The sequence below is a fragment of the Streptococcus sp. 959 genome (genome assembly GCF_013277075.1).
In the GTDB taxonomy this organism is placed as follows: domain Bacteria; phylum Bacillota; class Bacilli; order Lactobacillales; family Streptococcaceae; genus Streptococcus; species Streptococcus pseudopneumoniae_C.
Map to the genome: position 1 here is coordinate 1 of NZ_VMMF01000011.1, position 22241 is coordinate 22241.

Consider the following 22241-nt stretch of genomic DNA (forward strand, 5'->3'; position numbering starts at 1 on the left):
GTCCTCAGATACTGTTCTTCCTTGATTGTTACTAACATTTAAAATAACATTTTCAAGACGTTTTATAAATGTCGGTTCAGGTAATTCTTTATCAATAAAATCGATAGCCGACACTAAATATTCAAAAGATACAGGCATAAACTCAGAATGTGTTGTTACAAAAGCAATCGCAGCCTGGGAATCAAGTTTTCTAATCTCCCTTGCAACGTCTAACCCTCTTTTTTCTTCATCTTTTATTTCGATATCAAGTAAAAATAATTGGTGATTTCCTCTCTCTGAAATGTCCTCTAAAAACTGTTGAGGTTTTCCATAAACCTCAAAATGCCTATACTCAATCTTATTATCCACCAAAATTTTTTTGACAATATTTTCAATTCTAGTCTGTTGTAAAAAATTATCTTCTAGTATAAAAATATTCACTATTTCACTCCTATATATTTTTCCACTGATTTTTTAATATTGTAAAGTGTCTTCTAGAACAAGCGATGTCTGATACTCTATCATCCATAAACATAATCGTTCTTGTCTCATGATTAAATCCTGCTATTTTATCTTTATTCACAAGAAACTTTCTATGGCATCTAATAAGTTCTTCTGTACTTTCCTCTTCGATTTTAGCTAGTGAGGTTGAAGCTTCAAAATTCCCTTCTGCTGTTACAAAAAGAACAGCATGAGCTTTTGTTGGGTGAGTTGTAACATAATAAATTTTAGAGAGTGGTACCTTTACGATAGCTCTATCTTGATATAAAATATAGTCTTTCATATTTAGCCTCCTTCTATAAGTTTAATCTTATCAGAATGATGGAAATTAAATTATAAAAATCTTAAAAGGTTTCTATACTATCTTAAATGGTAAAAATTATCTTAGTTTAGACATTTCATGATAATATAGATACTATTTGGTATTTCAATATTGCTCATCTTTTTTCTTTTGATAAACTAATTTCTAATGAAAGGAAAGCTATGAAGGCAATTCAAATTTTACACTACTCTTTATTTGACTATATTTTATCTCTGTATTTAAAATATTATTTCTTTAAAAAAACATTTAAAAATACAAAAATTTTACAAGGACATAAGATTAACTACAAATATAAATCTTCTACTTATTTTATCATAAAATCAGGGTCTCTAACATCTAAAAAAAGTTTCCTATCTAAACACTACTTCTGTTTTTAGTTGTTTTGATTCTTTATATGGAGTGAAAATGATATCTAACAGTCAATCAATTTTTTCAAGATTTTGGACGGACATATCAGATAATCTATGAATTAGCTTCTTAAATATATCACTATTGTCCTGATTTTTCTTAAAAATTTTGTAAACATCAATTATGACCACCCATAAAAGGCTTAATCATGAATTTTTAAAATCAGTTTTTAATTCCAAATTTTCCAACCTCAAAAAAACTTTGCACTCTAGATAGCCAAACAATGGTTTCCAGAGTACAAAGTTTTTTATTTGACAAGATTTAGTCTTCCTTATCTTGATTTTCAGTTCCTTTAACTGCTTTTTTAAATTCAGATAGCATTTTACCAATTGATTCGCCTAGTTCAGGCAATCGTTTTGGTCCAAAAATCAAGAGAGCTCCTAAAACGATGATAATCAATCCTGGTGCTCCGATATCACGTAAGATTCCCATTTCTCTCTCCTTTCTGCTTGCGTTTCATAATGTATTTGCTGATGGCAATACTAAATTCATAGAGTAATATCAAGGGGGCAGTCATTGCTAAATCACTGACAAAGTCGGCTGGGGTCAAAATGACTGCAAGTACCAATAAGATAAAATAGGCATATCGGCGATAAGCAATCAATAATTCTGGTCCAATGAGCCCAATCGACGTCAAAAAGGCAATGATAACCGGCAATTCAAAAATCAGAGCCAAGGGGAAGGTCGTTTGAAAAACAAAGGACAGATAATTTTGAGCTGTTAACTGCGTTTCAAATAGACCTTCTCCCAACCCTAATAAAACCTGAAGTAAGGCTGGTGTTACAAAGTAAAAACCAAAAGCCAGTCCAACTAGAAAACAAAGGAAACTAGCTGGAATATAAGCAAAAACTGCTCTAGCTTCTTCCTTCTTTAGTCCTGGTTTGATGAAAGACCAAATATGATACACCGTGTAAGGTAATGTGATGGTAAAAGCCATCATACTAGCCAAACGTATGTAAATCCATAAAATATCATTAGGTCCTAAAACAATCAACTTTTGCTGAAAAGATTGGGTCACATACTGGTAAATTTGATCTGCAAAAAGCAGTGAAACACAGAATACCAAAAAGAAACAAATGACCACTGCCAATAATCTCTTTCTAAATTCTACCAGATGTTCAACGATTGTCAATTCTTTTCTATCCATCTATTTTTCACCCTGTCTGAAAGTGACAATCAAGACAATAACGACAAAGAGTAACTGGCTGGCCAATCCTTCCCAACTTGGGTAAATTCCAAGCAGATCTATAGTTGGAAATCCTGTTAACAAGTGATTTGGTGCCATATTAGTCAACTGAAGAGCATGGATACTAACTCCCAGCATCTTGAATGCCAAAGCATAAATCATCCAAGTTAGGATAAAGAAGACCTTATGAGGTAAGAAGAACTGACTGGCCTTGTTCATCATAAGGGCAATAATTACCAGAACCAGCAAGGCAAGTGAAATGCCCAAGACAAATTCAAAGTTGGAAATTCTTGGTAAAATTCCGACATAAAAGAGAATGGTTTCTGCTCCCTCACGGAAAACAGCTAGGAAACTAAGGGCAAACATGGAAATGAAGGAACCTGTTTTGGTCACTGTTTCCATTTGCGACTCCATAAAAGCATTCCATTTTTTGACTGAGGATTTGCTGTGGAGCCAGATTCCAATCAAAATCATCATAGCTACTGCAAAAATTCCCACTGCTCCTTCGATAATTTCACGATTGGAGCCTGATGTTACTGCTGGAAAGGCAATTTGCAGGATGAAAGCAATGACCAGACTGGCCATGATTCCAGTTATAGCACCACCATAAACCCACTTGAGTCCTTTACGCATCTTGGCTGCTTTCAAGGTTGTAACCAAGGCCATAACAATTAAGAGAGCCTCTACACCTTCTCTCAAGAGAATGAGCATGGCATCAAAGGCATTGTAACGTGCGCTAGTATCAATCTGTGATAAATCTGCAATCAGTTTTTCTAATTTTTCTTGGTAGTCCTTCTCACTTCCCTTGACCATAATCACAGGGCTTTCGCTTTCCACTCGTGTATAGAGGGAAGGATTAGTCGTGCTGACAGAACCCTCAATCGTTGGCCAGATAGTGATGAATTCCTTCATACTAGCTGCTCCTGATGCGTGGTCACCAGCTTGGAATTGTTCCAAAGCCTTCTTCAAGAGGGCAATACCATCTTTAAGGCTTAAATCAGAAGATGCTTCTGCAACTTCTTTTCCGCTTACAAAATCATCAATAGCCTTTTTTAAGTCCTCAAAGGAAGTCTGGATTGAGTTAAAATCCGTAGGCTCAGTTTCCATGCTACTACGTAGGAAGGAAATAGCTGTCTCAACACGTCCATAATGGGCCGTACTATTGTCACGAACCACACTTTCATTGATGGTCCAAGTGGAATTCATTTTCTTAAAAGCTTCTCGGACCTTTTCCAAATCTTTGGAGGCAATGGCTTGTTCCAAGGCTTCAAAACGAGGACTTAGACGGTTGACCAATTTTTCTTTCTCCGCATCTAAGTCAACAGGATTTTGTTCTTTTTCAAAGGCTAATAAGGCTGAAGAAAGTTGGGTGAGTTTGTCTTCAGTAATCTCGCCTGACTGGGATAACTTTTCCTTGACGACTTTACCAGCCTCAGAATTGCCGTCTTTTACTCTCTCGAAATCTGATGCCATCTCTGTAAGGAGTTTCTGGGCCTCAGACTGATCACCATTTTTCACTGCTTTGGACGCATCTGTGATTTTCACAAAGTAAGAACTCAGACTCTCTTGGGCAACCACTGGTGAAAAGATTAAAAATGACAGGGCTAAAACCAATAACCAGCTTCTAGCCTTCCAATAATTTCTGACCAATGTAGCCTCCTTTCTCCACACCACCAAAGCAAGCAAAGAGTCCACTACCGATGTGAGTAATGTATTCATTCATCTTATCTGTAGCACCTAGATTGGTTTGAACCTTAACAAAGTTATCTGGATCCTTCTGGAAAGAAATGAAGAGCAAACCCGTATCGAACTGGCCAGTCTTTTCATCAATCCCATCAGAGTAAGAATAAGAACGACGCAAAAGTGGCTTGTCCACTTCCTTAGCCAAACGAACATGCGAATCATCAGGTAAGAGACTCAAATCCACTTCATCAAATTCATTTTTCTTACCAAAGGGGGCACCACTTTCCTTGTAACGACCGAAGGTATTTTCCTGTTCTTCAAGACTAGTGCGGTCCCAGGTCTCTAAAAACATCTGAATCCGACGAACTGCCATATAAGAACCATTTTCCATCCAGTCCTTACTATCAGCCCAGATAACGCGGTCAAAGTCTTTCTCCTTGGTTGGATTTGCTGTTCCATCTTTAAAACCAAAGAGGTTACGCGGAGTCTCCATTCGATCCCCGATTGCTGCAAATCCAGACTGACTCCAACGGAGGGTCACGGCATTTCTCCCCTTACGGATAAGATTGCGAATAGCATGAAAGGCAACCTGCTCATCATCGGCACAAGCCTGAATCACAATATCTCCACCTGTATATTTTTCACGCAATTGCTCTTTAGGAAAAGGTGGCAAATCCCTAAACAGTTGGGGACGCTTGTTCTCCAAATTCATCTTTTTCAAGAAACTAGCTGAAACACCAAAAGTAAGGGTTAAACGATGAGGATTGAGTCCTACTGTTTCCCCTGTATCACTAGGTGGTAAAAGGCCGTTTTGACCATCTTTTTTAACCAATTCTCCCTCTACCAATTTGGCACTATAATCCGTCCAATCCTTGAACAACTGGATAATCTTATCCTTATCCGTCGTATGCAAGTCCAAGACAACAAAATAGATATTTTTTTGCATTGGCGTACTAATCCCAGCTTGATGCTTGCCATAAAAAGCAATTTTTTCATTTCCGTACGAGATTTTTTCCTGAGTTCCTAGCTTAGGTGCGAAAAAAGCAGAAGCACCAGAGAGCCCTAGCGCTAAACCAGCCCCTCCAATCCCTGCTTTTTTTAGAAATTCTCGACGGTCCATTTTCTTTTCAAAAAACTTTTCGTCTTTTTCAGTCATAACTCTTATTCTCCACTAAGAAATTTACCCATTTGTGATAGAGGTTCACCAAGTTTTGTCACCGCTTCTGACAATTCTTTGGTATCTTCTTTTGTCAAATCAGTATAGAGTTTGTAGTGTTCCTTGTCTGTCATGTGTTTATTCAGCAAATCATTAACAGACTTGAAATCTGCTTCCAATTCTTTAACTAAGTTAGCGTCTGATTTTTCAAGTAAAGGTTTAAAGAGTTGGAAGATCTTTTCAGCTCCTTCGATATTGGCACGGAAATCATACAAGTCTGTATGAGAATAAATTTCCTCTTCACCTGTAATCTTGCTTGTTGCCACTTCGTTTAGCAAGTCAACTGCTCCAGTCAACATAACCTTGTAGTCCACATCTACAGTTGCAATCTTGGCTTTCAATTCCTTGATATCATTGACCAACTGATCGCCGTAACTTTCAGTTCCTTTAGTTGTATTGTCTTCCCAAAGGATACGTTCGATACGGTGGAAACCTGACCAACCTTCCTCTGTCTTGTTTTCATCCATGTAGTCTGCCAAACGGAAGTCAATCTTGACATCTGACTCACCAAAACTCTCGGCAATCGGCTCTGAACGCTCATAAGACATACGAATCAGTGGATAAACCTTCTTGGCTTCTTCTAACTTTCCTTCTTTCAACAGTTTGACAAATCCTTCCGTATCTGTCAACAGTTTATCAATTTGCTCTTGCACAAAAGTCTTATAGTCAGCTGTGGCCTTATCAAGCATTTTTTGCTTATCTTCAGACAAGGCTGTCACCTTAGAGGAATCACTTGTGTTGCTTTGCTTAGATTGATTATTAGCACAAGCAGTCAATAGCAAGGCTGAAGATAAAAGGACAAAACCTAGTTTTTTCATTGTATACTCCTATTGGTTCAGGATCCCTGAATTAATTTTACGTTTCATTATACCATGTTTTCACTCATTTTTCAATAAATTTTCAGACAATTTAATGTTTTAAATTTAAACTAATATTAGACTTTTAACCTCAAAATTGATAAAATAGGAAAGAAAATAAGATAAAAGGAAACAGTAAATCACCATGATGAACATGCAAAATATGATGCGTCAAGCACAGAAACTTCAAAAACAAATGGAACAAAGCCAAGCAGAACTTGCTGCTATGCAATTTGTTGGCAAATCTGCTCAAGATCTTGTCCAAGCGACCTTAACTGGCGATAAGAAAGTTGTCAGCATTGACTTCAATCCAGCTGTCATTGACCCAGAAGACCTTGAAACACTTTCAGATATGACTGTTCAAGCTATCAACTCTGCTCTTGAACAAATCGATGAAACTACCAAGAAAAAACTAGGTGCTTTCGCCGGGAAATTGCCATTCTAATAAAAAAGGCTCTATAATATTTATAGTGGGTAAATCCCTTATAGATATTATGGAGCCTATTTTGATGTAGAAAAAATCCCATAAAATCTATAATGAAAAGCAATCAAACAATCATTAGAAAGAATCCTATGGAACAATTACATTTTATCACAACTGCTTGATATTGAAAACTTTTTTTCTCATACTAAGTCCTAAACGCTAAAATCATTCTTAATCCTTTTTACCATTTGTTATTATATTCCTAAATTCCGGCTAAAACAGTCCACCAGACTATTCTACTTCAATACTTAAGGCAAGTTGTAAGTCATGCCAAACCATGAAGCAACTTAATCAAAGATTTCATGAGTACATGATCATCAACCCCTACTAACAGCACAGCAGTAAACTATTGTATCGCCTACTTTTTGTATGCGCTTAACTACTAAAGAGATTATAGAGACACTCTTGAGTTACTAAAAAGAATTAAAGCACCACTATAATCTCTTACATTTTTACTTCTAAAGTAAGGTTTTGCGTACTCATTGAGAAGAATCTAGAGCTAGTTCTTCCTCGCTTTCAGGCTGGGTCTAGGATAAAAGTCTAACATTAAATATAAAAAGCGAACAAAATGAGTTATCTGACACTCAGAATTCTGTCTTGTTCGCTTTTTTGTCTAATCTATAGATTTTAAAAATTTATAATAAAGAATTCCTAAAATCAAAATCTTTTTGTCCCAGCCTCATAATCACCGCCCTTCAATTACCTTGTTCCAACATAAAATTAGGAGAGAATAATAATCTTATCCAATGCAATACCTTTGATTTTCGAAACTTTGACAACTTCAAAAAACAGATTTTTACAATTCGCAATATCAAAAAAGAAAGGACAAAATTTGCCCTTTCTAGATCTTATCTTTGCTTCAATCCATTACAATGGATAGAGAACTCAATTTCTTATAGGTAAAGGAATTTGAAAACAGCTACTGCTGCAATTGCTGCTGCGATAGGTGCTACTACTGGTACCCAAGAATACCACCATTTTGAATCGCCTTTGTGCTCACCAAGAACTGATTTTGGAAGGAAAGCATGAAGGAGACGTGGTCCCAAGTCACGGGCTGGGTTCAAGGCAGGTCCTGTAGGTCCACCAAGTGATGTTACCAAGGCCATAACAAGGAATCCAAGTGCCAAGTGAGCTACTGAAAGTCCTGAAGCAGTATGTGGTGCTACTTGGGCTTTGATGGCTAAATCAGAAAAGTCAACATTTTGACCTGCTTGACTAGCCATTTGTTTCATGTATTGAAGCACTTCAGAACCAAAGAAGTTTTTAGTCATTCCAAGGGCTGCAAAGAAAAGAACAAATGATCCAACAAACTCGTTTACAAAACCGTTAACAGTTGCTGCAAAACGTGATTCTTTTGTACCATTATCCAAACTTGAAATTGTTGAGAAAGTACCCAAAATGTTGTTTGGATTTTCAGTTTTCAAGTAGTATGGGCGGTGTGTTGCCACAACCAAGGCTTGACCAAAGATAGCACCCAAAACTTGTGCAATGATATAAGGCGCAACTTGTGCCCAAGGGAAAAGACCGCTGATTGCAAGTCCAAGAGTAAAGGCTGGGTTGATGTGGTTACCAGATACGTTACCAAACATCAAGGCTGGAATCATAACCCCCATACCATAACCAACAGCGATAACGATCCAGCCACTTTGGTGACCTTTCGTACCTTTAAGTTCAACGTTGGCAACTGCACCATTTCCAAGAATGATCAAAATAGCAGTTCCCAAAAATTCAGTGGCATATTTAATTGCCCATGTGAAATCCATTTGATAGATTCTCCTTAAAATTTTTTAGACAATCCTTATTCTATCAATTTTTACATCTTTTAGCAACTACTTTCCCGAAAGATTGTGACAGAAAACGGTTCCAAATCTTATAAACTAATCTTTTTTTCAAGATGTTCCCAGTTCATTATGTTATCTGTGCTAATCTGATGCTTTTATGTCAATTCCTCCTGATACATAGTATAGGGAATAAGAAGTATCTTCCCCATTCACAAATAAAAACATAATTTTATTCGCTACCATAACCTGCATCGAGCACGATATATTGAAATCAGTGTGAAGCATGCTAAAGTTTGAATGGTTTGGAAGAAGAACTTCAAAGTGTGAATGTCTGTTAGATTTTGAAAGATATCAAAATAAAGGACATACTTGCCATTAGTAGGAACTTGAACATTATATCCTGCCTTGAACTGACTATTTTATATATTGTCTTATTTCGTCCTCACAAAAATATAGTTTATTGAAACTAGAATAGTGCACTATGACTACTAAAAGATTTTTAGAAATTCATCTATCTTCCTAATAGATTTGTTTATATATTATTTCAATATATTGTATACTAAAAGTCAAAATCGGTTAGAAAAACTCTATTTCATGAGAAAACGCAACAAACCTTCCTACAATAAAACGCATAATATCAAGTTTTTTGAACTGCACCTGATATCATGCGTTTTCTGTTCTTAAAATATCTTTTTTCAGTCTCTTTTTGTTACAAGTTCATCTTCAAAGTCCTTGATTTTGAGTAAACCTAAAATCAAATTTTATCCGACTGACCCTTCCATTTCATAGCTAATCAAGCGGTTCAGCTCAACGGCGTATTCCATTGGAAGTTCTTTCGTGAAGGGCTCTACAAATCCCATAACGATCATCTCAGTAGCTTCAGATTCTGACAAACCACGACTCATGAGGTAGTATAGTTGTTCTTCTGAAATCTTAGATACCTTGGCTTCGTGTTCCAAAGCCACTTGCGAGTTGTGGATTTCGTTAAATGGAATAGTATCTGACGCTGACAAGTCATCCATAATAATGGTGTCACACTCGATGTGTGAGACAGATTTCTTAGAGTTTTTGTTAAAGGTTACTTGTCCACGGTAGTCAACCTTTCCGCCGCCTTTAGCGATGGATTTAGACACTATAGATGAGCTAGTATGTGGAGCGTTGTGGATCATCTTAGCACCCGTATCTTGGTGTTGCCCTGCATTGGCAAAGGCGATCGAAAGCATGGTTCCACGCGCACCTTCTCCATCTAGGTAAACAGATGGGTATTTCATAGTCGTTTTGGCACCCAAGTTTCCATCAATCCACTCAACCGTTGCATCTTTCAAGGCTTTGGCACGTTTTGTTACCAAGTTATAAACGTTGTCAGACCAATTTTGGATGGTTGTATAACGCATATAAGCTCCATCCAAAGCAAAGATTTCTACAATGGCCGCGTGCAAGCTGTTACTTGAATATGTTGGCGCTGTACATCCTTCTACGTAGTGTACGCTTGCTCCCTCATCAACGATAATCAAGGTACGTTCGAACTGACCTGTATTTTCGTTGTTGATACGGAAGTAAGTTTGAAGTGGGATATCTACCTTGACCCCTTTTGGTACGTAAATAAAGGTTCCACCAGACCATACTGCTGAGTTGAGTGCAGCCAACTTGTTATCTGTTGGCGGTACCAACTTGGCAAAGTATTGTTTAAACAAGTCCGGATATTCCTTGAGGGCAGAATCTGTATCTGTAAAGATAATCCCCAATTTCTGGAACTCTTCCTTCATGTTGTGGTAAACCACTTCTGACTCGTACTGGGCAGAGGCCCCTGCTAGATAGGCACGTTCAGCTTCTGGAATACCGATACGTTCAAAGGTTTCTTTGATTTTTTCAGGAACGTCATCCCAAGAACGAGCTGGTTTGTCAGATGGTTTTTGATAGTAAATTAAGTCATCAAAGTCAATCTCTGACAAGTCCGCTCCCCAAGTTTGCATAGGCATTTTTTTGAAGGTTTCATAAGACTTCAAACGGAATTCTAGCATCCACTCAGGTTCTCCCTTAGCAGCTGATAATTCGCGAATGACATCTTCGTTCAATCCTTTTCCTGTCGATAGGACAGGCTCTACATCGTCATGGAAACCAAATTTATATTCACCAAGGTCAATTGGTTTTGGTTCTACTCTTTCTTCAGCCATAATATCCTTTCTTTCATTCTTCATTTCTACTGATTCATAAGACAAAAGAAACTTGTCTTACTGTTTTTCTTGATCTTCAATTGTTTTCTTAAGGGCGTTCCAAGCTAGGGTTGCACACTTAATCCGTTGCGGGAATTTAGCAACACCTGACAAGAAGGCTGCATCGCCAAGTTGATCTTGGCGGTCATCCTTTTTACCTTGAACCATTTCAGAAAAAATAGTTGCTAGTTCTAAGATTTCTTGCTTGGTTTTTCCTAAAACGGCATCTGTCATCATACTAGCAGAGGCAGTCGAGATGGTACAACCTGAGTTTAGAAAAGCGATATCTTCCAAACGTTCCTCTGCATCAAACTTGACAGATAGGTTGATGACATCGCCACAGGTTGGATTGTTGAGACTGATTTGTTCAGCATCATCCAACTTCCCTTGATGATGTGGATTTTTCGAATGGTCCGCTACCACTGCCATATAAAGGCTATCTAGTTTAGAAAGTGCCATTGAAAAACTCCTTTGTCTTTTGTAAGGCATCGACCAACTTGTCGCAATCTGCCTTGGTATTGTAGATATAAAAACTTGCACGAGCTGTTGCTGGAACTTCCAAATATTGGAGCAAGGGTTGTGCACAATGGTGACCCGCACGAACTGCTACTCCTTCATAATCAAGTGCTGTTGCAAGGTCATGCGGATGAAGGCCGCCTAAATTAAAGGCAATGACACCTGAACGTTGAGCCAAGTTCTGCGAACCATAAATGGTCAATCCTTCAATCGCCTGCAGTTTTGGATATACGTATGAAATCAATTCCTGCTCATGTGCTTCAATGGCATCCATACCAATCTTTTCTAGATAATCCACTGCTGCAGCAAGTCCAATAGCACCTGCCATATTTGGCGTTCCAGCCTCAAATTTCCAAGGCAATTCCTTCCAACTAGCAGATTGCTCATAGACGAAATCAATCATCTCACCGCCAAATTCAAGAGGTGACATTTGTTGCAGATACTTCTCTTTGCCGTAAAGGACACCGATACCAGTCGGACCAGCCATCTTGTGACCTGAGAAGGCAAAGAAGTCCACATCCAAGTCCTGAACATCAATCTTCATATGGGGTGTAGACTGAGCACCATCTACCACCATGATAGCTCCAACTTGGTGGGCCATTTGAGTGATTTCTTTGATCGGATTGATCACTCCAAGAACATTAGAGGCATGAGCTAGCGAAACGAACTTGACCTTGTCCGTCAATTTAGCTCGCAAGTCCTCCATATCCAAAGCACCGTCCTTGAGATAAACATAGACAAGCTCTGCTCCAGTCTTACGGCAGGCTTCCTGCCAAGGAATAATATTAGAATGGTGTTCCATGATAGAAATCAAGACCTGGTCTCCATCAGTCAGAATTTCCTCAGCAAAGCGTGCCACCCAGTTAAGACTGGTTGTCGTTCCTCTGGTAAAAAGAACTTCCTTTGTAGAGCCTGCATTGATAAACTTACGAATGGTTTCACGAGCGGCTTCATAGGATGCTGTCGCACGCTCCGCCAAGGTATGAACACCACGGTGAACATTGGCATTGTCCTGCTCATAGTAACGGTTGATTGTTTCCAGAACTGCTAGTGGTTTTTGTGTCGTCGCAGCATTGTCCAGATAGACCAGAGGTTCATCATTAACAATCTGGTCTAAAATTGGAAAATCCTTGCGAATCGCTTCTACATCTAACATAGGCTTCCCCTTAGCGTTTTGACAATTTTTCTTCGATAGTTGCAATCATTTCATCACGAACTTCCTTGACTGGAATCTCAACGATAACAGATCCAAGGAAACCGCGGACAACCAAACGTTCTGCAGTTGCCTTGTCCAAGCCACGGCTCATGAGGTAGTACATATCTTCTGGATCTACCTGACCGATAGAAGCCGCGTGTCCTGCAGTTACGTCATTTTCATCAATCAAAAGAATTGGATTGGCATCTGAACGAGCCTGGTCTGAAAGCATGAGAACACGACTTTCTTGTTGCGCATCTGCTCCCTTAGCACCCTTGATGATGTGGCCAATACCGTTGAAAGTTAAAGTTGCTTTCTCAAGAATAACCCCATGTTGGAGGATATTTCCGATTGAGTTGCAACCATAGTTAGTTACGCGGGTATCAATCCCTTGTACCTGACGACCACTTGAAAGAGCTACCACTTTCAGGTCAGCATGGCTACCATTTCCAATCAAGTCGCTATCAAAGTCTGCAACGACGTTTCCTTCGTTCATGACACCAATTGCCCAGTCAATACTTGCATCGTTGCCTAATTTACCACGACGGCTAATGTAAGCAGTGACGTTTTCACCTAGACGGTCGATAGCCGCAAATTTCACTTGCGCACCAGAACGAGCAATCACTTCAACTGTGATATTGGCAGTCGCTTTTGCACTGCCTTCACCACGTGACTCCAGACGTTCAAGATAACTTATCTTACTGTTTTTACCAGCAATGATAAGAATATGCTTGTTAAATGGCACGTCGCTATCGCTGTCTTGGTAGAAAATCCCTTCGATTGGTTCTGTGATTTCTACGTTATCTGGAATGTAGAGAACAGCACCACTATTGAAATAAGCTGTATGGTAAGCTGCTAACTTGTCATCGTCATACTTAACAGATGACATGAAGAATTCCTCAATAAGCTCTGGAATTTCTTCTAAAGCTGAGTGGAAGTCTGTAAAGACAACACCCTGTTCAGCTAACTCAACTGGAGTTTGCTCAAAAACAGTTTGAGTTCCTACTTGGACCAACTTCAAGTGGTTATCTACAGCTGTGAAATCTGGAACATTTGCTGATGGTTCACTTTCTGTAATCGTTCCATCACCCAGATTCCAACGGTGGAATTTGACACGCTCAATAACTGGTAATTCTAAACTCTCAATCTTATCAAAAGCTTTTTGACGGAGGTCAGCCAACCAACTTGGTTCAGCGTGCATTTCTGAAAAAAGTTTAATATTTTCTTTAGTCATTTACTTCTCCTAAAAGATACCAGGGAATTACAATTCTTCCTTGTAGTCGTAGCCAAGTTCTTCAGCTAGTTTTGCGTATCCTTCACGTTCCAAACGCGCAGCCAATTCTGGACCACCAGAAAGGACAACACGACCTTCCATCATGACGTGTACCACATCAGGTGTGATGTAGTTCAAAAGACGTTGGTAGTGAGTGATAATCATAGCACCAAAACCTTCACCACGCATGGCATTCACACCTTTAGACACAACTTTAAGAGCGTCAATATCCAGACCAGAGTCAATCTCGTCCAAAAGGGCAAATGTTGGTTCTAACATCAAGAGTTGAAGAATTTCATTACGTTTTTTCTCACCACCAGAGAAGCCTTCGTTGAGGTAACGCTCTGCCATTTCTTCTTTCATGTTAAGCAATTCCATTTTTTCGTCTAGCTTAGTGATGAACTCACGAACTGAAATCTTTTCATCATCTTCCTTACCAGCATTCATGGCTGCACGAAGAAATTCAGCATTGGTAATTCCAGGAATTTCTGATGGGTATTGCATAGCAAGGAAAAGTCCCATACGCGCACGCTCGTCCACTTCCAACTCAAGGATGTTTACGCCATCAAACAAAACTTCACCTTTGGTTACTTCATAGTTTGGATTTCCCATGATAGCGGCTGAAAGAGTTGATTTACCAGTACCATTTGGTCCCATGATAGCGGCGATTTCGCCTGTTTTCAGGGTCAGGTTAACCCCTTTTAAAATTTCTTTTCCTTCAATCTCAACGTGAAGATCTTTGATCTCTAATACTGACATGATAGTTCCTTTCTTTTTCAAGGCCTTTACAGTACTTACTAGAAACATACTTGATTTTCCTAGAAAATACGGTAAAAGGTCAATAAATATACTTTTATAGTATAACAAAAAAAAGCCTAAAAGGCTTTGATTTTGTCTAGAAGCTGAGGACTAGTCTTTTCCTTTCAAGTGCTGGTCAATGACATCTACTATTTTCCCCATCAAGTAACTGACTCGAAAATTTCTAAAGAGCAAAATGGCCCAAAAAGCTGCCATAATATAGCGACCAGTCATCCAGGCTTCATTGAAAAAATAGGTCTCAGCAGCTGTAAACAGCGCGATGATAATAAATTGTTGTCTATTCATAAACTTATTGTATCATGAAATCTTTCTTTAGTCTTCCTCTACCTTCACTTTATCAGCCAAAAATTCAAATCCTTCCGGAATCAGACTTTCTTCTGCTTCTTTTTCAGCTTGAGAAGATTTAGCTTTTGCTGAAAAGGCTGCACGCACTTCTTTCCATTCCTCCATGGAAATAGCTAAAATCTCAGGTGAAAAACCTGCTGCCTGACTGAGGATGTTGCCAAACATAGTGTTGAGATTGTCCCGTTTCATGGTTTGACCAGCATTAAAGTTAGACTCAAAAGCAAGAATGGCATGATGTTCATTGGCCGCAACCGGTTGAGAACCAACTAGTAGAGCCTTATCAGGGCCTCCAAGACTTTCAATCACCTCTCCCCAGGCATTCTGCAAGCGAATCAGATTTTGACGTGCTAAATCAGGATTTTCGACGGCCTCTTGTAAGATATATTGCACTTTATTGCGATCCACACGATAGACTGTCTTACCTGCTGCTGGTCGACTAGGTGCTGGACTAGTTGGCTTAGGTATAGTTCCTACATTTGCGAGTTCTTGTTTGAGACGGGCAACTTCCTGTCTCAGCGCAGAAATTTCACTTTCAACCGCCCCTGAAAGAGCTGGCTCCGGCTTAATCTCCGCTAAACGAATGGTCATCATTTCAGCATAGATTTTAGGTTGTAAACTAGACTTAATATCTGCTAAACTGACTGTCGCTAAGCGAATCATTTCAAACAGACTTTCCTGAGGAAGTACCAAGTTTTCTACAAAGACTGGACTATGATGAGTGTTTTCTCCACCTGTTTGGACAATTAACAAGTCTCTTAAATAGTGCAAAAGATCGGTCACAAAACGAGTCATGCTCTTACCATTGTCAAAAAGAAGATTTAAGCAAGACAAAGCCTTGGGAACATCCTGTTGAGACAAGGCAGCCACATAATCATCCAAGGCTGATAGACTAATTGTGCCAGTAATTTCTTCAGAGATGGCAGTCGTCAGCTCATTTCCCTGTGTCAAACTCAGGGCTTGATCCAAAATAGACAAGGCGTCCCGCATCCCACCTTCAGCTCGTCTGGCAATAATTTCCACAGCCTCTGGTTCAGAACTGATATTTTCCTTTTCTAAGATAAAGTGAATATGTTCCTTAATATCCTGTGTCTTAATTGATTTAAACTCAAAACGTTGGACACGCGATAGAATAGTGGCAGGAATCTTGTGCAATTCAGTAGTAGCTAAAATAAAGACCACATTCTGTGTGGGTTCTTCCAGCGTCTTTAGAAGAGCATTAAAAGCCCCTGTAGACAGCATGTGAACCTCATCTATGATATAAACCTTATAACGGGCAAGACTAGGAGCATAGGTAGATTTATCACGAATTTCACGGATTTCATCCACCCCATTATTAGAGGCCGCATCCATTTCAATGACATCTTCTAAACTACCGTCCGTCACTGCTTGACAAATATAGCAGTTATTACACGGTTCACCACCCACTTGATTAGGACAGTTCATAGCCTTGGCAAAGATCTTAGCCACACTGGTTTTTCCCGTTCCACGAGGACCAGAAAAAAGATAAGCATGACTTATTTTCTCTTGCTCCACTGCTTGTTTAAGAGTTTTAGCCACAACTTCTTGACCAACCAACTGAGAGAAGTTTTGACTTCTATATTTTCGATAAAGTGCTTGATACATTAGGCTTTCTCCCCAAACATTGTAAAGTCCCATTCTGTCTTTTCAAGCAAAATAGCGACAAATTGTTCCAAATAATCTCGATTCATAGCATCATAATCATCAATCTCTGAAGAATCCAGATCCAGAACTCCAAGTAATTGACCATTCTTTACCATAGGCACAACAATTTCACTTTTAGCCCGACTATCACAAGAAATATAGTTGGGATAAGTTGTTACATCACCAACCAGAACAGTTTCCTGAAAGTGAGCTGCCTCACCACAAACACCTTTGCCTAGTGAGATACGGATGCAGGAAACACCTCCTTGGAAGGGACCTAAAACCAATTCCTTTCCATCGAACAGATAAAAGCCTGCAAATACGGTATTAGGAAAACGTGATTTTAGAAGAGCACTGGCGTTGGAAAGATTAGCCAAAACATTGGTTTCACCTTCCAACAAAAAAGAGAGCTCTTCATTTAACATTTGATAACGTGATTGTTTTTCTGATTCTAACATAGAACTATTATATCAAAAAAGGCTTACAGACAAAAGAAAAATCCCTTGTTTAGAAAACAAAGGATTTTATGAATTTTCAATTTGATTAAAGTTCGATATCACCGAACAAGTCAGCCATTGAGAATCCTGTTTGTGTTTCTGGAAGTTCGAAATCACGTTTTTCTTGACGTTTTGGACGACGTGGACGAGCAGCACGTTTTTCTTCTTTTTGTCCTTCTTCTTGAGCTGGACGCTCTTCAAGAGCTTTGATAGAAAGTGATACGCGTTCTGCATCTGCGTTAACCTCAAGAACTTTAACTTGAACTTCTTGACCAACTTTAAGAGCTTCTTTTGGATTTTCAATACGTTTGTGTGAAATTTGTGATACGTGAACAAGTCCATCGATACCTGGCAATACTTCAACAAATGCACCGAAGTCAGTCAAACGTTTAACTGTTCCTTCTACTACATCACCTTTAGTCAATTTTTGCTCAACGCCATCCCATGGTCCAGGTGTTGTTGCCTTAAGTGAAAGTGATACACGTCCTTCTTCTTCGTTAAGATCAAGGATTTTCACTTCAATTTCTTCACCAACAGTTACAACTGATTTTGGTGATACGTTACGTTCATGTGACAATTCAGTCAAGTGAACCAATCCGTCAACACCACCAAGGTCGATGAAAGCACCGAAGCTTGTGATACGGGCAACTTTACCAGTTACTACATCACCAACAGCCAATTTACCGAATACTTCAGCGCGAGCTGCTGCTGTAGCTGCTTCAACAACTTCACGACGTGAAAGGATGAAGCGGTTTTCTTTAGCGTCAACTTCTTTGATTTTAGCATCAAATTCTTGACCTACAAAACGCTCAGTGTTACGTACGAAACGAGTATCCAACATTGAAGCTGGGATAAATCCACGAACACCTTCAAATTCTACTGAAAGTCCACCTTTAACGGCACGAGTTCCTTTAACAGTAACAACTTCTTCTTCGCGACCAACAAGTTTGTTCCATGCTTTGCGAGCTTCAAGGCGTTTTTTAGATACAAGGTATGTAACTGTATCAGTATCTTTACCAACTACTTGACGAAGTACAAGAACATCCAATACTTCTCCTACTTTAACAAAGTCATTGATATCTGCATCGCGATCGTTTGTCAATTCGCGAAGAGTCAAGACACCTTCAACACCAGTTCCAGAGATTGCAACGTTAGCTTGAGTCGCATCAACTGTCAATACTTCAGCACTAACAACATCACCAGTCTCAACTTGGCTAACGCTATTTAGCAAATCTTCAAATTCGTTCATCTAAAAAATCCTCCAACAATCAAGTTTTTCTTAAACTTGACATACTTATAATTTTTTTCCTAAGCACCCGCAAGGACATGTTCATATCGTTCACGTCTTTCAATTATAAAAATAAAATACCCTAAGATATTTTGCTTTTTATCTTGATCATTACCTAAGAACTGGGGTAGCTGGATTCGAACCAACGCATGAGGGAGTCAAAGTCCCTTGCCTTACCGCTTGGCTATACCCCATTGATGAAATGGAGAGAGAGGGATTCGAACCCCCGAACCCGAAGGAGCGGATTTACAGTCCGCCGCGTTTAGCCTCTTCGCTATCTCTCCTACAATCAACATGGACTATTATATCATGAAAATTTCAAAAAAACAAGACTTATTTTGCTAAATTATAATTTTCAATCAAAATTTCCACAGCTTTTTCCAATTTTTTATAAAAACTATCGACATTCCCATTCTTTATGATGGCAAATTGTCCGTCTAATTCGGCAATTTCTCCGATAACTTTTTTACCGATAGTCAAGGTATAGCCTTCAAAACTATCTTTACCAACATTAACTTTTGCATCTGCTACTTGAATTTCGATTTTTTTATCTTTCTTACTCATTTCATACCTCTCTTCACTTTTTCTATTTTACAAGAAAATCCTAAAACTAGCAAGAAAAAACTCTATATCATTCCAAGTCTGATATAGAGTTTTCTGCTTTATTTAATGTGTTTTTCTAGTTCTTTTTGGTATTTACCGTTTGATTCCAATTTTTCTTTTTGCCATTTTTTCAGTGCTTCTTCATATTCTTTGGTTGTAACGATATCTTTTTGCAATTTCATACCTTTAAAGATATATGGGTCACCCTTAATACCAACTTGTGAGTATGGTTTTGAGAATGGCACAACATTACTTACAACTGGAGAACCACCAGATGAGGCTGTTGGCATCAATAATGAACTATCTGTCAACCAAGCTTGAGCCTTGGCATATTTTTCATAGCGTTCTTCAAGATTAGTAGTTTCTGAATCCGCATCATCTAATAATTTCTTATACTGATCCAAACCAATCTTAGCTACAACATCCTTATCTTTTCCTTTAGTAATACCAAGGTGTTTCATAGCAGAACCTGATTTAGGATCCATGATAGTTAAATAAGATGCTGGGTCTTGGTAGCTTGGAGCCCATCCTGTACTGTTCAAATCATAGTCTTTTTGAGAAGGAACACGCGCTTGAGAAGTGATTGTCTCCTTTTCATTATCTGTCATTTGAAGAACATCTATGACAACATTTTCAGCACCAAGAGTTGATTCGATAGACTGTTTGAAAGAGTTGCTTTGTTGAACGGCGATGGTATCTGTCTGTTCAACTGGGACATCCAAATGAATTGGGAAGGTTACCCCTTTAGATTCTAGGTCTTTCTTAGCTTTTTCAAAGGCAGCTTTAGCCTTGTCAGGGTTGTAGATAGAATCCTTACCATCAACTAGCTCAACGCCTTTCCATTGGTCACCATAGTTCACCAACTCTGCTTGGGCGATTTGGCCAAAGTTCTTACCACCTGCTTGTACAAAGTTGTCAGGAACGAGACTGTTACGAATAATCTTATCCGCACCGTCTTCACCATTTAGCTGGGCAGCATAAGAATGGCGGTTGAAGGCAAAGTTGATAGCCTGACGGAATTCCTTATTAAGCATAGCTTCTTTTGTAGAAGTTTTTTGCTCTTCACTTGTTTTTGCAGTTTTATTGTATGACTGACGATTTACATTAAAGGTGAAGTAATAACTACTTGAGTCCTGTGGGCTATAAGTAATTTTATCTCCGTATTGTTCCAAAGTTGAAGCAAAGTTTGAACTACTTGGGAAGAGACGGGCTGTTGTATAAGCACCAGAAGAGAAACTACGGATCAACGATTCCTGATCTGAACCATCGTAGTATGTCAATTTAATCTTCTCGATTTTTACCTTTTCTTTATCCCAGTAATTTGGATTTTTCTCGTATTCGATCAACGATTTAGAAGTCAAAGTCTTCAAGATATAAGGACCATTGTAGAGAATCCCTGCTGGAGTAACTGCTCCATAATCTTTACCTGATGCCTTCAAAAACTCTTCATTTACAGGCAACATCGTCGCTGTTGTAACTTTAGAGTTCCAGAAACTTTCTGGTTTGTTTAGGGTATACTCGACTGTGTAATCATCCAAAGCCTTGACACCAACTGTAGAGAAATCGTTCGTCTCACCAGTCATGTAGGCATCCAAACCCTTGATTGAATTTTGGATGAGAGAGACACCGTCTGACTTACCGTCAGCTACGTGTTTCAATCCTGCTACAAAGTCATGGGCTGTTACTTCTGCATATTCTTCACCTTCTGAAGTATACCATTTAACCCCTTTACGAAGTTTATAGGTATAGGTCAAACCATCTTTCGACACAGACCAATCCTCAGCCAAGGAAGGAATAACATTCCCGTATTGGTCGTTTTCCATCAAACCATCAACCACGTTCCCGATGACATCTGTTGTAGATGTACGAGTCGCTATACTATAGTCCAAAGATGCTGGATCTACTGCATAGACATATGAAAATGTTGTCGGTGCATCTGCTTCTTTATCAGCTTTTCCACAAGCTACTAAAAGAGCTGTTGTGCTCAGGACCACTCCTGCTGTTAAGAGCCACTTTTTCGATTTCATCAAAAATCTCCTTTTGTTTATTTTAATCTACTTTTACAATCCATCCTTCTGGCGCTTCAATATCACCAAACTGAATTCCTGTCAATTCATCATAAAGTTTACGAGTCACAGGACCTACTTCTGTTTCGCTATAGAATACATGGAAATCATCGCCGTGTTGAATACCTCCAATTGGAGAAATAACCGCTGCTGTACCACAAGCACCTGCCTCTACAAAACGATCCAGGTTATCAATTGGAACATCCCCCTCAATAGGAGTTAAGCCCAAGCGATGTTCTGCCAAATAAAGCAAAGAATATTTGGTAATAGATGGCAAGATAGATGGACTCAATGGTGTTACAAATTCATTGTCAGCTGTAATTCCAAAGAAGTTAGCTGAACCGACTTCTTCAATCTTTGTATGAGTTGAAGGGTCTAGGTAGATAACATCTGAGAAATGGCGTGATTTAGCCAATTTCCCTGGCAAGAGACTGGCAGCATAGTTCCCACCAACCTTAGCCGCGCCTGTACCATTTGGAGCAGCACGGTCGTATTCATCCTGAATCAAGAAGTTAGTTGGAACCAAACCACCCTTAAAGTAATTACCAACTGGCATAGCAAAGATAGTGAAAATGTATTCCTCCGCTGGTTTTACCCCGATAATATCTCCAACACCAATCAAAAGTGGACGAAGATAAAGGGTTCCACCTGTTCCATATGGTGGTACGTATTCTTCATTGGCACGAACAACTGCTTTACAAGCTTCTACAAACATATCTGTCGGAACTTGTGGCATCAAGAGACGATCACAAGTACGTTGCAGGCGTTTGGCGTTTTCGTCAGGACGGAAAAGTTGAACACTATCATCCTTAGTACGATAAGCTTTCAAACCTTCAAATGCTTGTTGGCCATAGTGAAGACTTGGAGAAGACTCTGAAATATGCAAGGTTGCATCCTCTGTAAGCTCTCCTTGATTCCATTGTCCATTTTTAAAATGAGCAATGTAGCGATAAGGTAATTTCATATAGGAAAAACCGAGATTTTCCCAATCAATCGTTACTGTCATATTCCACTCCTTATTCTAAAAACCTATTTCTTTTATTCTACACTATTTTTCTAAAATAGCAAGTATATTTTGTAATTTTCAGAAAATTTCTTCAATAAAAAAATCTAAGGTATCTGTCGTAATGAATCCTATATAAAAATTACATAAAAAACTCAAATTATTCTTCTATATCATTTGGTGCAATCTGTTCAATAACTGAACTTGTTTTGACATACATAGAATCCATATATAAGATCAGTAAGAGGTCTCAGCAGAGGTGAGTTTTATCTTTATAAATATCAAAAAATCAGCCGAGAATTTAATCTCTGAAGCACAAACTATTTAAGGCTCTATAATATTTG

General features: G+C 38.8%; 21 protein-coding genes, 2 tRNA genes and 3 pseudogenes. 3 read left to right on the forward strand and 23 right to left on the reverse strand.

Features of this window, described 5'->3' with window-relative positions; translation table 11 throughout:
• The 7 genes from HT717_RS03770 to efeO form a co-directional block, all read right to left on the reverse strand.
• Nucleotides 1–420, reverse strand: a 420-nt coding sequence (locus HT717_RS03770; protein WP_173304430.1) for a response regulator, incomplete at its 3' end; no start/stop codon positions are given.
• A 10-nt stretch (nucleotides 421–430) separates the two neighbouring features.
• Entirely contained in the window at nucleotides 431–763 is a 333-nt protein-coding gene (locus HT717_RS03775; RefSeq protein ID WP_000656277.1) for a LytTR family DNA-binding domain-containing protein, read from the reverse strand.
• Between the two features lie 708 nt (nucleotides 764–1471).
• Nucleotides 1472–1642, reverse strand: a complete 171-nt coding sequence (tatA, locus tag HT717_RS03780; RefSeq protein WP_000512112.1) for a twin-arginine translocase TatA/TatE family subunit — start codon at nucleotides 1640–1642, stop codon at nucleotides 1472–1474.
• A complete protein-coding gene (tatC, locus tag HT717_RS03785; protein WP_173304432.1) occupies nucleotides 1626–2357 on the reverse strand; it encodes a twin-arginine translocase subunit TatC in 732 nt (243 codons plus the stop codon). The genes tatA and tatC overlap by 17 nt, the downstream gene beginning before the upstream one ends.
• A complete protein-coding gene (locus HT717_RS03790; protein ID WP_173304434.1) occupies nucleotides 2358–4046 on the reverse strand; it encodes an FTR1 family protein in 1689 nt (562 codons plus the stop codon).
• The gene (gene efeB / locus HT717_RS03795) at nucleotides 4021–5235 is read right to left on the reverse strand and encodes an iron uptake transporter deferrochelatase/peroxidase subunit (RefSeq protein WP_049540412.1); all 1215 of its coding nucleotides are present in this window, start codon (nucleotides 5233–5235) and stop codon (nucleotides 4021–4023) included. The genes HT717_RS03790 and efeB overlap by 26 nt, the downstream gene beginning before the upstream one ends.
• Before the next feature lie 5 nt (nucleotides 5236–5240).
• Nucleotides 5241–6113 (reverse strand): iron uptake system protein EfeO, encoded by an 873-nt coding sequence (gene efeO / locus HT717_RS03800; protein ID WP_049540413.1) that lies wholly within the window; start codon nucleotides 6111–6113, stop codon nucleotides 5241–5243.
• Nucleotides 6114–6297: 184 nt separating this feature from the next.
• Between efeO and HT717_RS03805 the strand changes: the two genes are divergently transcribed.
• The 3 genes and pseudogenes from HT717_RS03805 to HT717_RS03810 form a co-directional block, all read left to right on the forward strand.
• Nucleotides 6298–6597: a YbaB/EbfC family nucleoid-associated protein gene (locus tag HT717_RS03805; protein WP_049540415.1), complete on the forward strand. Its 300-nt coding sequence runs from the start codon at nucleotides 6298–6300 to the stop codon at nucleotides 6595–6597.
• Between the two features lie 396 nt (nucleotides 6598–6993).
• Nucleotides 6994–7156, forward strand: a pseudogene (locus HT717_RS09895) (ISL3 family transposase); the annotation flags it as partial.
• Between the two features lie 161 nt (nucleotides 7157–7317).
• Nucleotides 7318–7539, forward strand: a pseudogene (locus tag HT717_RS03810) (hypothetical protein); the annotation flags it as partial.
• Here HT717_RS03810 and gla read toward each other — a convergent pair.
• From gla to HT717_RS03885, 16 genes and pseudogenes are all read right to left on the reverse strand, one after another.
• Nucleotides 7530–8399 carry an aquaglyceroporin Gla gene (gene gla / locus HT717_RS03815; protein WP_173304436.1) on the reverse strand — a complete coding sequence of 290 codons (870 nt, stop codon included), beginning with the start codon at nucleotides 8397–8399 and terminating at the stop codon, nucleotides 7530–7532. The pseudogene HT717_RS03810 and the gene gla sit on opposite strands and share 10 nt — an antisense overlap.
• A gap of 176 nt (nucleotides 8400–8575) precedes the next feature.
• Nucleotides 8576–8866 (reverse strand): annotated as a pseudogene (locus HT717_RS09900) (IS5/IS1182 family transposase); the annotation flags it as partial.
• A gap of 312 nt (nucleotides 8867–9178) precedes the next feature.
• Complete coding sequence (sufB, locus tag HT717_RS03820) at nucleotides 9179–10591, reverse strand: Fe-S cluster assembly protein SufB (protein WP_000797048.1); 1413 nt, start codon at nucleotides 10589–10591, stop codon at nucleotides 9179–9181.
• A 57-nt stretch (nucleotides 10592–10648) separates the two neighbouring features.
• Nucleotides 10649–11089: a Fe-S cluster assembly sulfur transfer protein SufU gene (sufU, locus tag HT717_RS03825; protein WP_101782037.1), complete on the reverse strand. Its 441-nt coding sequence runs from the start codon at nucleotides 11087–11089 to the stop codon at nucleotides 10649–10651.
• Nucleotides 11076–12302 (reverse strand): cysteine desulfurase, encoded by a 1227-nt coding sequence (locus HT717_RS03830; protein WP_173304438.1) that lies wholly within the window; start codon nucleotides 12300–12302, stop codon nucleotides 11076–11078. The genes sufU and HT717_RS03830 overlap by 14 nt, the downstream gene beginning before the upstream one ends.
• 10 nt (nucleotides 12303–12312) lie before the next feature.
• On the reverse strand, nucleotides 12313–13575 hold the full coding sequence (gene sufD / locus HT717_RS03835) for a Fe-S cluster assembly protein SufD (RefSeq protein ID WP_049540421.1): 1263 nt from the start codon (nucleotides 13573–13575) through the stop codon (nucleotides 12313–12315).
• A gap of 27 nt (nucleotides 13576–13602) precedes the next feature.
• Entirely contained in the window at nucleotides 13603–14373 is a 771-nt protein-coding gene (gene sufC, locus HT717_RS03840; protein WP_000114489.1) for a Fe-S cluster assembly ATPase SufC, read from the reverse strand.
• A gap of 150 nt (nucleotides 14374–14523) precedes the next feature.
• Complete coding sequence (locus HT717_RS03845; RefSeq protein WP_001081602.1) at nucleotides 14524–14718, reverse strand: DUF3272 domain-containing protein; 195 nt, start codon at nucleotides 14716–14718, stop codon at nucleotides 14524–14526.
• 27 nt (nucleotides 14719–14745) lie between these two features.
• Complete coding sequence (gene dnaX, locus HT717_RS03850) at nucleotides 14746–16401, reverse strand: DNA polymerase III subunit gamma/tau (protein WP_049540423.1); 1656 nt, start codon at nucleotides 16399–16401, stop codon at nucleotides 14746–14748.
• On the reverse strand, nucleotides 16401–16898 hold the full coding sequence (locus HT717_RS03855) for a GAF domain-containing protein (RefSeq protein WP_049540425.1): 498 nt from the start codon (nucleotides 16896–16898) through the stop codon (nucleotides 16401–16403). Before HT717_RS03855 ends, dnaX begins: the two co-directional genes overlap by 1 nt.
• An 85-nt stretch (nucleotides 16899–16983) precedes the next feature.
• Complete coding sequence (gene rpsA / locus HT717_RS03860) at nucleotides 16984–18186, reverse strand: 30S ribosomal protein S1 (RefSeq protein WP_049540427.1); 1203 nt, start codon at nucleotides 18184–18186, stop codon at nucleotides 16984–16986.
• 161 nt (nucleotides 18187–18347) lie between these two features.
• Nucleotides 18348–18419: transfer RNA gene (locus HT717_RS03865), tRNA-Gln, on the reverse strand.
• A 9-nt stretch (nucleotides 18420–18428) separates the two neighbouring features.
• Nucleotides 18429–18509, reverse strand: a tRNA-Tyr gene (locus HT717_RS03870).
• Between the two features lie 49 nt (nucleotides 18510–18558).
• A complete protein-coding gene (locus HT717_RS03875) occupies nucleotides 18559–18789 on the reverse strand; it encodes a DUF2969 domain-containing protein (protein WP_000037113.1) in 231 nt (76 codons plus the stop codon).
• A 98-nt stretch (nucleotides 18790–18887) separates the two neighbouring features.
• The gene (locus tag HT717_RS03880; RefSeq protein WP_049539162.1) at nucleotides 18888–20855 is read right to left on the reverse strand and encodes a peptide ABC transporter substrate-binding protein; all 1968 of its coding nucleotides are present in this window, start codon (nucleotides 20853–20855) and stop codon (nucleotides 18888–18890) included.
• 22 nt (nucleotides 20856–20877) lie between these two features.
• The gene (locus HT717_RS03885; RefSeq protein ID WP_049539163.1) at nucleotides 20878–21900 is read right to left on the reverse strand and encodes a branched-chain amino acid aminotransferase; all 1023 of its coding nucleotides are present in this window, start codon (nucleotides 21898–21900) and stop codon (nucleotides 20878–20880) included.
• Nucleotides 21901–22241: the final 341 nt, after the last annotated feature.

Bases quoted from the DNA above. Each gene is read 5' to 3' on its own strand.
- HT717_RS03775 (WP_000656277.1), bottom strand. From the start codon at position 763: ATGAAAGACTATATTTTATATCAAGATAGAGCTATCGTAAAGGTACCA.
- tatA (WP_000512112.1), bottom strand. From the start codon at position 1,642: ATGGGAATCTTACGTGATATCGGAGCACCAGGATTGATTATCATCGTT.
- tatC (WP_173304432.1), bottom strand. From the start codon at position 2,357: ATGGATAGAAAAGAATTGACAATCGTTGAACATCTGGTAGAATTTAGA.
- efeB (WP_049540412.1), bottom strand. From the start codon at position 5,235: ATGACTGAAAAAGACGAAAAGTTTTTTGAAAAGAAAATGGACCGTCGA.
- efeO (WP_049540413.1), bottom strand. From the start codon at position 6,113: ATGAAAAAACTAGGTTTTGTCCTTTTATCTTCAGCCTTGCTATTGACT.
- HT717_RS03805 (WP_049540415.1), top strand. From the start codon at position 6,298: ATGATGAACATGCAAAATATGATGCGTCAAGCACAGAAACTTCAAAAA.
- gla (WP_173304436.1), bottom strand. From the start codon at position 8,399: ATGGATTTCACATGGGCAATTAAATATGCCACTGAATTTTTGGGAACT.
- sufB (WP_000797048.1), bottom strand. From the start codon at position 10,591: ATGGCTGAAGAAAGAGTAGAACCAAAACCAATTGACCTTGGTGAATAT.
- sufU (WP_101782037.1), bottom strand. From the start codon at position 11,089: ATGGCACTTTCTAAACTAGATAGCCTTTATATGGCAGTGGTAGCGGAC.
- HT717_RS03830 (WP_173304438.1), bottom strand. From the start codon at position 12,302: ATGTTAGATGTAGAAGCGATTCGCAAGGATTTTCCAATTTTAGACCAG.
- sufD (WP_049540421.1), bottom strand. From the start codon at position 13,575: ATGACTAAAGAAAATATTAAACTTTTTTCAGAAATGCACGCTGAACCA.
- sufC (WP_000114489.1), bottom strand. From the start codon at position 14,373: ATGTCAGTATTAGAGATCAAAGATCTTCACGTTGAGATTGAAGGAAAA.
- HT717_RS03845 (WP_001081602.1), bottom strand. From the start codon at position 14,718: ATGAATAGACAACAATTTATTATCATCGCGCTGTTTACAGCTGCTGAG.
- dnaX (WP_049540423.1), bottom strand. From the start codon at position 16,401: ATGTATCAAGCACTTTATCGAAAATATAGAAGTCAAAACTTCTCTCAG.
- HT717_RS03855 (WP_049540425.1), bottom strand. From the start codon at position 16,898: ATGTTAGAATCAGAAAAACAATCACGTTATCAAATGTTAAATGAAGAG.
- rpsA (WP_049540427.1), bottom strand. From the start codon at position 18,186: ATGAACGAATTTGAAGATTTGCTAAATAGCGTTAGCCAAGTTGAGACT.
- HT717_RS03875 (WP_000037113.1), bottom strand. From the start codon at position 18,789: ATGAGTAAGAAAGATAAAAAAATCGAAATTCAAGTAGCAGATGCAAAA.
- HT717_RS03880 (WP_049539162.1), bottom strand. From the start codon at position 20,855: ATGAAATCGAAAAAGTGGCTCTTAACAGCAGGAGTGGTCCTGAGCACA.
- HT717_RS03885 (WP_049539163.1), bottom strand. From the start codon at position 21,900: ATGACAGTAACGATTGATTGGGAAAATCTCGGTTTTTCCTATATGAAA.